The organism is Nonomuraea sp. NPDC051941, from assembly GCF_044593615.1.
The window spans coordinates 1-11,847 of record NZ_JBIUCF010000070.1 but is presented as its reverse complement, the minus strand read 5'-3'; the positions used below and the strand labels follow the sequence as shown (position 1 = coordinate 11,847).

The 11,847-nt window shown below is 65.0% G+C and carries 11 protein-coding genes and 1 pseudogene; 5 read left to right on the top strand and 7 right to left on the bottom strand.

From position 1 onward, the window contains the following. Nucleotides 1-106: 106 nt before the first annotated feature. A complete protein-coding gene (locus tag ACIHFD_RS60955; protein WP_397374778.1) occupies nt 107-1,405 on the top strand; it encodes an NB-ARC domain-containing protein in 1,299 nt (432 codons plus the stop codon). A gap of 82 nt (nt 1,406-1,487) precedes the next feature. Continuing rightward, nucleotides 1,488-1,775: pseudogene (locus ACIHFD_RS60950) on the top strand (transposase); the annotation flags it as partial. 65 nt (nt 1,776-1,840) lie between these two features. Here ACIHFD_RS60950 and ACIHFD_RS60945 read toward each other — a convergent pair. Further along, nucleotides 1,841-2,467, bottom strand: coding sequence for a TetR/AcrR family transcriptional regulator (locus ACIHFD_RS60945; protein WP_397374776.1), 627 nt, complete (start codon nt 2,465-2,467; stop codon nt 1,841-1,843). A 109-nt stretch (nt 2,468-2,576) separates the two neighbouring features. Here ACIHFD_RS60945 and ACIHFD_RS60940 point away from each other — a divergent pair, with 109 nt between their 5' ends. The 3 genes from ACIHFD_RS60940 to ACIHFD_RS60930 all read left to right on the top strand — a co-directional run bounded on the left by ACIHFD_RS60940 (nt 2,577) and on the right by ACIHFD_RS60930 (nt 6,638). After that, nucleotides 2,577-3,716: an FAD-dependent oxidoreductase gene (locus ACIHFD_RS60940; protein WP_397374774.1), complete on the top strand. Its 1,140-nt coding sequence runs from the start codon at nt 2,577-2,579 to the stop codon at nt 3,714-3,716. Nucleotides 3,717-4,525: 809 nt separating this feature from the next. After that, a complete protein-coding gene (locus ACIHFD_RS60935) occupies nt 4,526-5,875 on the top strand; it encodes a tyrosine-type recombinase/integrase (RefSeq protein ID WP_397374773.1) in 1,350 nt (449 codons plus the stop codon). 82 nt (nt 5,876-5,957) lie between these two features. Beyond that, nucleotides 5,958-6,638, top strand: a complete 681-nt coding sequence (locus ACIHFD_RS60930; RefSeq protein WP_397374771.1) for a DUF2637 domain-containing protein — start codon at nt 5,958-5,960, stop codon at nt 6,636-6,638. Between the two features lie 299 nt (nt 6,639-6,937). On the opposite strand, the gene ACIHFD_RS60925 is transcribed toward ACIHFD_RS60930, so the two are convergent. The 6 genes from ACIHFD_RS60925 to ACIHFD_RS60900 form a co-directional block, all read right to left on the bottom strand. Then, nucleotides 6,938-7,144, bottom strand: coding sequence for a hypothetical protein (locus ACIHFD_RS60925; RefSeq protein WP_397374770.1), 207 nt, complete (start codon nt 7,142-7,144; stop codon nt 6,938-6,940). A 170-nt stretch (nt 7,145-7,314) separates the two neighbouring features. Continuing rightward, on the bottom strand, nt 7,315-7,707 hold the full coding sequence (locus tag ACIHFD_RS60920; RefSeq protein WP_397374769.1) for a hypothetical protein: 393 nt from the start codon (nt 7,705-7,707) through the stop codon (nt 7,315-7,317). Nucleotides 7,708-7,890: 183 nt separating this feature from the next. After that, entirely contained in the window at nt 7,891-8,433 is a 543-nt protein-coding gene (locus ACIHFD_RS60915; RefSeq protein ID WP_397374768.1) for a hypothetical protein, read from the bottom strand. Nucleotides 8,434-8,436: 3 nt separating this feature from the next. Further along, nucleotides 8,437-9,615 carry a helix-turn-helix domain-containing protein gene (locus ACIHFD_RS60910; RefSeq protein ID WP_397374767.1) on the bottom strand — a complete coding sequence of 393 codons (1,179 nt, stop codon included), beginning with the start codon at nt 9,613-9,615 and terminating at the stop codon, nt 8,437-8,439. Further along, a complete protein-coding gene (locus ACIHFD_RS60905; protein WP_397374765.1) occupies nt 9,612-10,949 on the bottom strand; it encodes a 7-cyano-7-deazaguanine synthase in 1,338 nt (445 codons plus the stop codon). The genes ACIHFD_RS60910 and ACIHFD_RS60905 overlap by 4 nt, the downstream gene beginning before the upstream one ends. Then, on the bottom strand, nt 10,946-11,551 hold the full coding sequence (locus ACIHFD_RS60900) for a hypothetical protein (protein ID WP_397374764.1): 606 nt from the start codon (nt 11,549-11,551) through the stop codon (nt 10,946-10,948). Before ACIHFD_RS60900 ends, ACIHFD_RS60905 begins: the two co-directional genes overlap by 4 nt. Between the last annotated feature and the right edge of the window lie 296 nt (nt 11,552-11,847).

The window sequence follows — 11,847 nt, the reverse complement described above, 5'->3', positions numbered from 1 at the left end:
TTCCGTCCAATGCCGTCCGACCAGTGGCCTGAACAGCCGGGACGCGGTTTCGATGGTCGTGGTTGTTCGCGGGGGCAGGACCGCCGAAGAAGACGGGGGTGTCGGGATGTCATTGGGGGCGCTGCTACGCATGTGGCGCAGGAGGGCGCTGCTGACGCAGGAGCAACTCGCCGAACGGGCGGGTCTGAATGTCAGGACGGTGCGTCGGCTGGAGAACGACGGGCTGTTGCAGCCGCGGACCACCTCGGTTCTGCAGCTGGCGAAGGCGCTGGAGCTGGACGGTGCGGAACGGGCGACCCTGAACGCGGTCGCCCGTGGCCGCCCCACCACAGCCCCGGCTGACCCGTCTGTGACCGACCCGAGGCCGTGGACCATCCCCCGGCAGCTGCCCGCCGACGTCGCCGCGCCGGGCGTCCGGGAACGCGAACTCGCGATCGTGGAGGACCACACCACCACCATGCCTGAGCTGAACGAGGTCGTCGTCTTCGTCAACGGCATGGCCGGGACGGGCAAGACGGTGCTGGCCGTACACGCCGCCCACCGCCTCGCCCCTCGCTTCCCCGACGGGCAGCTCTTCGTGGACCTGCACGGCCACGCCCAGGCGACGGCACCGGTCGAACCGGGCGCCGCCCTCGCCCGCATACTCCGCACCATGGGCGTCCCGGCGGAACACATCCCGTGGCACCTGGACGACCGCGCCGCGCTGTACCGCAGCGTCCTGGCCGGCCGCAGGCTCCTGATCGTCCTGGACGACGCCGCCGACGAGCGCCAGCTCCACCCGCTCCTGCCCGCCACCCCCGGCTGCCAGGTGATCGTCACCAGCCGCCACCGCCTGACCTGCCCGGGCAACGCCCGCATCCTGTCCCTGGACACCCTGCCTCTGGCAGAGGCGATCACTCTGTTCACCCGCACAGCCGGATGCGACGGGGACACGCCTCCGGACGTCCTGGCCGAGATCGTACGCCGCTGCGGCCTCCTCCCTCTGGCCATCCGCATCGCCGCCGCCTACCTCCAGGCCCACCCCGCCTGGAACACCCACCACCTGCTCGACCGCCTGGCCGCCGACCGCCTCACCGAACTGACAGCCGGCCACCAAAGCGTCACCGCCGCCTTCGACCGCTCCTACGAACGCCTGCCCACCGACCAGCAAGAGGCCTACCGGCTCCTGGGCTCGGCCCTCCACCCGGCCTTCGACCTCGACACCGCCGCTGCCCTGCTGAACACGACCACCACCCAGGCGATCCGGCTCCTGGACCACCTCCTGAACGCCCACCTCCTGCAGGAGCCGGCCCCGGGCCTGTACCGGCTCCACGACCTGATCCACGCGCACGCCTCCGCGCTGTGGCCGCCGGACGGGGTCAGGGCGCCCCTCCGGGTCCGCTGCCACACCGCCTTACTGACGTAACCGGCGGCGCCTGGCCAGCACACGGGCCGCGCCGATCCGGCCGAGCGCTGACCACCGTACTGACCTGCCTGCTGCCACTCCCGCCGAGCAGGCGCTGATCAGCGTGGTCGCGACCAGCTATCTGCTCGGGGTCTCGACCCGGCGGGTGGACAAGCTGGTGGAGCAGCCGGGCATCAAGCACATCTCCAAGAGCCAGGTGTCGCAGATGGCCAAGGCGCTGGATGAGCAGGTCGAGGCGTCCCGCACCCGCGCGCTGGACGCCGGCCCGTGCACCTTCGTGTGACTGGACACGCTCACCCAGAAGGTGCGTGAGGGCGGCCGGATCATCAACGTGCACGTCCTGGTGGCGACCGCCGGCAACGCCGACGGCGTCAGTCACTTTGGGACCAGTTAGCGATCACTCGGCCATGTTCTGAAGGCGAGTTGTGCTACCAATCAGCCGAGCCCGAGGTGCCTGGCCAGGATGGCTACCTGGCCGGCGAACCGGTCGAGGAATTCGGACGAGCGCGGGTCGACGCCGCAGGTGCCCTCGATGATATGCGGCAGTGTGGTGGGCGCCATGGTCATCGCCATCAGCATGACGACCAGGCAGGCCGGATCGAGATCGGCGGGCAGCTCACCGGCCTCTTGCCGTTTCCGCAGCTCGTCGATGGTTTCGGCGAACATGCCGGTCGACGGGTGCGCGTCGGGTCCGGTGTATTCGAGCCCGTTCCAGGCCAGCAGGCGGACCCCGTCCGGGTTGCGCAATGCCTCCAGCGCATAGCGGCGTAGCTGCTCCGGCAACGGCGTGCCCGCGGGCGCCAGCGTGGCCTGTCGTTGCTGCCACTGCCGCGAAATGGCTTGGTACAGGCCCTCTTTACCGTCGAAGTAGTACGAGATCAGCTGCACGTTCACTCCGGCGCGGGCGGCGATCGCGCTGATCCGGGCGCCCGCGTAGCCATGCGCGCCGAACTCGGCCATCGCGGCGTCCAGGATCAGCGCGCGGGTGCGTTCGGGATCGCGCTGCCGCTCCTGCGGCTTGGGGGACCTTCGGGGTTTCGACGCGGACATGCACGCGATCATATCTTCACCTGGCTCTATCAAGCATACGTTTGAAAGTATCAAATGGACGCTTGACAGCATTGCTCTCCAGGCGCACCATTGGGGCATCGCAGCCAACAAGGGGAGTGAAATGCCGGAAAGCACAAGGATTCTCATCGCCGGTGGCGGTGTCGGCGGCCTGGCGCTCGCGCAGGCGCTGCACCACGCCGGGCTCGATGTCGTCGTCTACGAGCAGGACCCGACACCCCGCACCCGGAACCAGGGCTACCGGATCCACCTCGACCCGACCGGCAACGCGGCACTGGCCGACTGCGTCCCGCCGGACGTGCTGGCAGTGCTGCGCCGCACCAGCGGCCGCAACGGCGATCTGGTGACGACCTTCACCACCGGGCTGAGGCAGGTGTTCACACAGCACTTCCCCGACATTCCCGCCGACCAGCTCACCGCCGTCGACCGCAACACCTTCCGCCAGGGCCTGCTCACCGGCCTCGAGGACGTCGTCCGGTTCGGGCGCACAGTGTCCGGCTATCAGGTGACCGGCTCGGGACGCGTGCGGGTCGAGTTCGCCGAAGGCGGCAGCGACGAGGGGAATCTGCTGGTCGGCGCGGACGGCGTCGGGTCAGCCGTTCGGCGCCTGTTGCTCCCCGGAGCGGTGGTGCACGACTTCGGTCTGCGGTGTGTGTACGGCCGGATGCCCCTCACCGGATCGTTGTCTCCCGAGGAATTCGAGCGTGGTCTGTGCTGGGTTTCGGGTGGCAGCACGTGCGGCGCCGGGTTTGGTACCGTCCGGTTCCGCACCCCCGTGGACGGGGCGCAGGACTACCTGATGGCCACCCTCGTCGCGACCCCGGATCATCTCGGCGTCACGGACGAGAGGCTGTTCCGCATGTCGTCGGAAGAACTGTGGAAACTCTCGACGGACACCGTCGCCGACTGGCATCCGGCTATTCGCGAAATCTACGCCCGCGCCGACACCGAATCGTTTTTCCCGATCACGTTCCGGATCAGCGAACGGATACCGGCGTGGGCGCCGGGCCCGATCACCCTGCTCGGCGACGCGGTCCACACCATGCCGCCCACCGCGGGGGCCGGAGCGAACACCGCGCTGGCCGACGCCGCCACACTGGCGGATGAAATCCTTTCCGCCGCACGAGGCGGGAAATCTTTGGTCGAAGCGGTTGCGGCATACCAGGCAATCATGCTGCCGCGTGGTTTCGCGGCCATCGACAACTCGCGGCGCCTGGCGGCACAGATGTTCGCGGCGAGCTGATCAGCCGCTTGTCAGACCGGTCCGCGCAGACAGCACGGCGAGCGGGACCCGCAGACTGAGAACGCGCTGCGCAGCCGATCGAGGCCGAGGCGCGCGAGACCTGGCCCTCTGAAGACGCCCGCAGCTGTTCAGATCGCCGCCCGGATCGGGCGGCCCCGGCCCTGGAAGATCAGATGTCCGCTCATCGGCAGATCCGCAAGCCATCCGGACAGCTCGCCGTCACCCAAAGGAGTCATTGAAGACGGTGATCTCCAGTAGGCGGGCGGGGTTGCGCTGAGGTACCGCAAGGCGCACGTCGTCCCGGCAGACAAGCATGGCTCGCAAGCCGTTGCCGTCCATAAAGAGCAGTCCGTGGGCCAGCCGCGCTGATCTTGAAAAGAAGGCCCTGCTTCTCGACCTGGAGGGCATGTCGGCGCGGGCATCGGCGGCAAGAGACTCTCGATTGGGCTGAAGGCCCCTCTGCAGGACACCGCTCAAGATCCTCGGAAGGACCGGAGAATCTACTTGAACACGGCATCACCCCGCCGCCGTCAAATGACGGTCAAACGATCAAGAGGCCAGATCCACGATCTTGGGATCTAGCCTCTTGATCTGGTGAAACTCTGTGGGGCTACCAGGACTTGAACCTGGGACCTCTTCCTTATCAGCGCCCATTTGCGCGGTGTCAGAACCCCTGCTCGCCACTCGATTTCTGCGTAAAATCGCAGGTAGACGGCATGATTCCAGTGCCCACGAGTGACCAGTCATCCCCCGCCGTGACAGCAAGTCTCACGGTCAAATGACGGTCAAACGATCAAGGTGGTGGTCAGGTGGGGTTTTCTCGCAAGCGCATCGGTCGCGACGGCAAGCCGCGCTACACCGCTTACTACTGGGACATCAAAGGCAGGGAGCGGTCAGCCGGCACCTTCTCCAACAAGAAGGAAGCCGACAAGGAGTGGCAGAAGGCCGAGGCGAAGGTCGCCGAAGGGCGCGTGGGAGATCCCAAACGTGGGCGTCAGCCGTTCGAACGCTACGTGCTCGACACCTGGTTGCCGAACCACGAGATGGAAGCGACGACACGACAGAAGTACACCTACGCCATCCACAAGCACCTGATCCCGGAGTTCGGCGCTCTCCGGATGGTCGACGTCCTTCCTGAGCACGTGCGCCAGTGGGTGACGACGCTGAAGAAGAACGGCGTCACGCCTGTCAACATCAAGAGTCTCATGGTGATCCTCAGCGCGATCTTCACCACCGCTCTGAACGACCAGGTGACTTACCTCCACCCGTGCAAGGGCGTGAAGACTCCCCCAGTCGTCCCCAAGCCGCTCACGATCATCAGTCCCGAGCAGTTCGCCACCTTGTACGACGCCCTGCCGGATGCCGACGTTCAACTCCTGGTGGAGACCGCCATCGAAACCGGCCTTCGCTGGGGAGAGCTCACAGAGCTTCGAGTCAAGGATCTCGATTTCGCCAGCCGCATCCTGACGGTTTGCCGAGCGGTGGTGGAGGTCAATCCGAAATTCCATCCCCAAGGCATGCGGTTCCTCGTCAAGCCGTACCCGAAGGACAAGGAATGGCGGCGCTTCAAGCTGAGCGCCCAGATCGTTCGCAAGCTACAGGCCCATGTGAAGGCTCAGGGCTTGGGGCGCGAGGCTCTGTTCTTCGAGTGGAAGGACGACCCGAATCCCTGTCCTCACCTCCGAGTTCTTCCCAACCCTGACTCGCTCGGTTTCACCGAGCCGAACGAAGTGGGTCGTTCCTATAAGCACGGCACACGTACGGCCTACACCACGGGGAAGTGCCGATGCGAGCACTGCCGCGCGGCGTTCGCGGCCTACCGAGCCGAAAGGCGCTCCAAGGGCAAGGACAGCCCGCGACCGCCGCGAACGCGGGACACCGACGGCCACATCCCCGCCGACTGGTTCCGGAGATGCGTGTGGCACGTCGCCCTTGAAGCGGCTGAGTTGGAGATCGCCGTGCGGATCCATGACTTGCGCCATGCACACGCCTCCTGGCTCCTCGCCGGTGGCGCCGACCTGCAGGTAGTCAAGGAGCGTCTCGGCCACGCGTCCATCAAGACCACCGAGAAGTACCTGCACACGCTGGACGACGCAGACGAGACGGCGCTCGACGCCCTAGCCAAGATCAGGAACAGAAAAGCGCGGAAGTCGTCGTAGCGGAAAGACGGGCTCGCCACGTGCGGGAACACCTGACGAGCCCTTGAACCCACAACCCCTGGCGTAGGAAAGTCGAGGCTCCATGACAAACAGTACGCCTTGTGCGTGCGGCGAAGATCTCTCCCGTTCGGACCGAGTCATCGGATGGACCACCATCCTCACCGTTGTTCTGCTCGCTGCAATCGCCGCGACGGTGAGCTACCGCCACCTCCACATGCTCGCCATCCGCCACGGTGAGTCATCCTGGTCAGCGGCTCTGCTCCCCCTCTCAGTTGACGGCATGATCCTCGCAGCATCCATGGCCTTGCTGTCCGACTCGCGCCGCGGCAAGCGGGGCGGTCTTCTGCCTTGGAGCCTTCTGGTCATTGGCAGCCTGGCGAGCGTCGGCGCCAACGTCGCCGTGGCTGAGCCCTCGATCATCGGCCGTGCGGTAGCGGCGTGGCCGGCCTTCGCGCTGATCGGCGGCATGGAGATGGCCTTCAGACTGGTGCGATGCTCCGTGATGCGCCGGACGTTCACGCACACGACCGACGATGTCGACCACCTCATGGATCCGCGAACGGACGCCTGCTCCCGCCGCGAGCCTTCGCGCCGGAAACTGCAACGTGAAGCTTGGGAATGGGCCCACCAGAATCGGGGATCTGACGGGGCGTTGCCTCGCTCCGCTGACTTGGCACGTCGCTTTCACCGCAGCCTTCGCTGGGCACGTCTGGTGAAGGCCGCCGGAGCAGCGGGCACGTTCACGCGAGAACCTGCAGGTTGACTGACACCCCACCGCCGCGGTTGGCCTGAAGGGTGGACGCCCCATCGAAGTGCTGGAGAGCTGAGGATGCCGACTGGTGGCCGGATCACTGACCGGCTGTATCGAGCACGCCAGCCGTCGTAAAGGGTCAGGATTCAACTGGTTCCTCCACCACCATGAACGAATGACCTGCAGACAAGTGTCCGAAATGCCAACGGATCCAAGCATTCAGCCGATCAAACAGGCGTTACGAGAGCACCACGCCCTATGGGCTTCCAGAACCGTCAGGCCTCTGTGTCGGTAAGCCACGTTTGCGAGGCTTACCGTTGGGTGCTGAATGCCTTCTCCAGATTGCCCATTTCCTGCCCAACGAGACTCTTGATCAGCAGGGCGAGAGCCATCGCGACCCCGGCGATGACGGCGGTGATGATCACCCATTCAACCGCTGATGCGCCTCGGCTTGGTGCATTGCGGGCACGTTGAATACGTACATCCAGGAAGGCCTGAATGTAGGTCCACGGCGTCATGGCCTCAACCATAGGTCCACAGAAGCACGCAACTACGGTAAGTGATTTAACTGTTACGTCTGGCTACAGCGCATCGATAACGCCGCGAAGAGGAGCCAGGAGGGAACCGCGCCCTCTGACCTCGATGCTGGGCGAGGCCAGAGGACGTGGCGCGCCATGAGGGTGCCGGCCTAGTGACCGCCTGGCCATACTGAAGCCTTGCAGCCATCCCAGACGACCAGCCTGTTGGCACCGAGGTACCCATAACAGAGCTTGAAGACCTTGACCGACCCCCAGAAGGAGTCATCCGTAGCACATCCGCCCTGGGGCGCCCGTACCTCGAATGCCTTCCTGGCGTCGATGGGATTGTCGTTGTGCCAGACCGCCTTGTAGACGTGGCTGTCGTCCTTGCCGTCGCATACCCTGATCGACGACCGGTCGGCGGGGACCGTCACACTGCCGTCGGCATAGCTGTCTCGCCAACCTGACATCCCGGCCGATGCCGGTACGGCGGCGCTCAGGATCAGTCCGCTTGCGAGTAGCGCGATCGATCCAACTGCCCGTGGTGCCATCACGTCCTCCATCCCTTTGCAGTTCCAGGAGGATTACTTTAAGTAGTTCTCCGACTACGTCAAGTAGGTGGCGCCGATCGGGCTGCATCGTGGCAGGCACCAGTCGGGAGAGATCACGTCGCCCGCTTGCGCGCCACAGATCGCATCCGGTAGCTCCGACTCCATCGGATGTCGAGGATCTTCAACGGGTTCGCCTCAGTGGTCGCTGGGTGAGGAGTGACCCAGCCACCATGAATAGTCTGGCGAACTGCGTGGTGGGCGGAAGCTGGCGCGCCGCTCCACCGCTCCCAGCATCAGGGTGATGTCGTGGGACCTTAGGTTGGCGCGGTCCGCATATCTCCTAAGGAGTTCGGCGGTTCTGAAGATCGTAGTGAGACCGAGGTCGCCGGCGACCCTGATGGCCAGCCGATCGTCCGTAGCGAAGGGCAGCGCGCGGTGCACGGCGAGGGCGAGGCACTCGGCTTCGCCATCATCGACCTGGCCCGCGAGGCGTACGAAGGTGGCGGTCTCGTCCCCTGGGGTCAGATTATGGACCCCTAGTGTTCCCTTCCGAATGTGCGGGCCGAGATCGATCTGGATGCGGCAGGGCTCGCCGTCAATGATGTCGTCCAGGTAGAACGTTTCCTCCGCGACCTTCGTAGACATGACGAACGTGAGGCCGAGTACATCGGCGATGGCGTCGAACTCGCCGGCAGCTTCGAGGTTTAGCGCCACGCAGGCATCCAGCAGCACATGCACTGGTCAGGACTCCGCCTCGTTCCACCGTACGGGCTCTGGCATGCCGCCTCCCGTGACGTCATTGCTCGTGGTCAGGTCCCGCGCGATGTTGCGGGCTTGTACGCGGTCAGTTCGCAGGTAGGCGGCGAGTTGTCCCTCGGTGATCTCACCGTTGGTGAACAGTTCGACAGCCAGGTACCGATATCGCAGCGGAAGAAGTTCGGCCCTTTCCAGGTCCGGCCGCAAACCCAAGGCCCGCTCCGCCTCAGCCGGCCTCAGGTTGCCTTCCAGTTTGTCATAGGTTCCCCGCTTTATGAGGCCCAGATCCTCTAGACGATGTGTCATGGCTTGCAACGACACTCGGAAAATGCGGGCCATTTGAAAAAGATCAGCGACGGTCGGGCCGCCCTGAGACCGTTCACGGGTGAGTTCGATGAACCTCCGCCGTAGACCGCTGCGGGGCATGAGGAAGTTGGCCGCGAACAGGTCGGCGAACCGCTCTTCGGTGTTGTTACGATTCTCGATGAGGGTGATCTCAGAACGATCACGCCTCGTAAGGAAGTGCGCATATTCGTGGGCGAGCGTCCACCGGCGTCGTTGAACCGGATGGTGAGCGTTCACAGCGACGCAAGCGCCAAGAGGCTCGGCGTACACAATTGCGCCCGCCACCTTCGAAGGCATGACCGGCATGAACACGCGAACGCCGACCTCGTCCTCCAGGAATTCCCTGAGTTGCTGGACGGGGCCGTCACCCAGGCCGAGCCTGCGTCGTTCCTCTAGAGCGAGGTCTTCGGCACAGAGGGCGAGATCGCCATAGGCCAATTCGAAGGTGGCCGGGTATCGGCGAGGCAGCTCGATGCTGCTCCGTCGTGCGAGATCGAGGAAGTCGTCGGCTAGGTTTTCCAGCTCGTTGATGACATCGTGAAGGTTCTCGTCACCGGCCTTGCCGGTAAGGGCCAGTCTGAACTGGGCCCCAATGGCCTCCACGGGAGGCTGCGGCCGGAGCAGATCACTCACCTGCCGCTTGTAGAGCGATGCAAGTGCGACGAGTTCGTCGGGGCGGACATCCCGAGTCCCCTTTTCCATGGCCACCAGGAGCGGGCGACTCACCCCCAGTGCAGCCGCCGCCTGCTGCTGGGTGACACCGGCTGATTGCCGGGCGGCTCGCAGCCGTTCCGGCAGTGTGGTGTCAACGTTCCTCATGCGGCCGCCGCCCCTTCCAGACCCCAGTTGCTCATGTTGACGCCGAGTTGACGGGCCATGGCCTGCCACTCGGCGCAGTACTGACCGTACAACCGAAGCACTGCCGCGCGCCCGCTTTCCCTCTCGGTGGCTGGTACGTCGAGGACCTGCGGAAACTCGTGCAGGAAGGCGCTCCAAGGGTCAGAATCATCTAGGGCAACTCGGATTCGGTGGATCTGCCAAAGCGAGGCACGCAATTCCCAGGGCAGCGGTGCGGCGTCCAGGCGGTGCCGGTACTGCTGGCCGCTGTCGATCTGCAAGAGGCCTGACGCAAACACCGACTGTCTGCGCAGGATGCACGAGGTGCATCGTCCACAGGGCCGCGCCCCTTCGGTACGGGTGGCGAATCCTCTGTCGCACGACACCGAATTGGCGTACGCCTCGCTGAAGCTGGCCGGTGCCTTAAGCAATAGCTCGGCTTTGGTCGACCAGAGGTGCGGCAGTTCGATGCGGAAGCCGCCGCCGTTCAATGAGGTGGCCAACCGCTCCATCATCCGTACCGTGCGTGGATGAACGGCTCGCGTTGCCTGTGAGCCTCGTTGGGATTCCAGGAGCGGCAGGTTGATGGCTCCGATGCCGTTCTCGTAGACGCGCAGCACGTTCTTCCCGGCGGTCAGCGCGGTGGCCACCCCAGCCGCCATGAAAAGGAACCCGCGGGTTCTCTGACTGGATTCCGCGGAGAGGCCCGAGGCAAGACTCAGTGGTAGGCGGCAGTCATGGACGCGGGAACCAAAGTGGCGAAGGATGGCCTTCTGACGGCTCTCCATCCTGCCGTTGGTGACGACGCGGACCGTCAGAACATCGGTCACAGGATCAGTGTCCAGATCCACCGCGAGCCCGGCCGTCGAGTCCAGCCCGCCGCTGAACAAGGCAACACACGCGTGGTCTGGAACCGTAGGGAACAGATAGTCCTGTGGATTGTCCAGCGGCGCCGTAGCAGGATCCGTCTGGTGAAAGTGCAGACTCCATTCGTCATCGGTCAGCCATGACAACAGCCGCACGAGAGCATCTGCGTGGCTTTCCCACAGGTCGGGAAGCCGTACAGGGACGTGCAAGCGTAGTCTCCGGCTCCAGCCGAGTTTGTAGGCGTCGGCGACGTCACGGGCCTTGAGGCGGTCTGCCGTGTAGACAGCCGTCGCGAGCTCCATCAAGTCGGCTGCGGCCGTCGGCAGCACCCGGGCCAACTGGTCCATCAGCGGACGGCCGTCAAGATGGACGTCACGATCCCAGTGAACCGCTTGCCGAACGACTGGAGCGCCAGAGCGGAAATCGAAGGTAGTCCAGGATTTGTTCACCGTAGATCCTCCAGGGACATGCCGAGCATGGCCTCGACGGATAGCCGTTCGCGGCGCGGAGCCCGAACCCCTTGGCCGTCGGGCCGTCGGAGCAGGCAGTCCGCGAGCTTGTCGATCCCCGGCTGAGAGAGCGCCTGAGCACAGCGTTCACGTAGCTCGTCCGCCGTCCAAGGCGCACGATCGATGAGAGCCGGCACGATACGGCCGAATCCGAAGTGGTAGGCCAGTGCCCGCACCACGGAAACTGCGACCCTGTGGCGGGTCTGCTTCAGATCCGCTGCGAGTTCTTCCGTACGGGTCTCCAGCAGAACTCGGGCACGACACCACGCCACGTCGGTCTGCGGAAGTCGGTCATGCTTCAGCGACAGATCGGGGCGGAAGCCGTCGAGCGGAAGAGCATGACATCGCGTCCGGGCGGTGTGGTGCACCTGATCGCAGATGTCGTTGATGAGCGGTACACCGCCGATGTCCCTAATGGTGGCCGCAAGCGCCTTCTCCACCAGCGCAGACAGCGCGGGGAGAGAGTCCCCTTCCTCCAACGCGCACGCCACAGCCTTCCACTTGCGCGGGAGGCTCCTCGGGAGCCGGTCGTCGTCGGGCATGCCATCCTCCAGGCTGACAATGTCAGATCTAGAATGCGCTCGATCGAAGAATTTTGTCAATGTGTTAAGAGGTCGCTATCTGGGCCCCGTGCAGGCACCAGCGGCGAGCCGGAGGCCACCAGGCCAGGTGAGCGGCGTTCGGCGAACCCACCATCGAGGGCGGGGGGTGCAGGACCACCGGTGCGCCCAGGCGGGGTCCCAGACTGGTGGGCTCGCTTATTCAACTGTCGTCAGTTCGGCGGGGTGGCCTGGGAGCAGTGACTGTGTGTGGTCGCCTGGGGCGTAGCGGTTGTAGC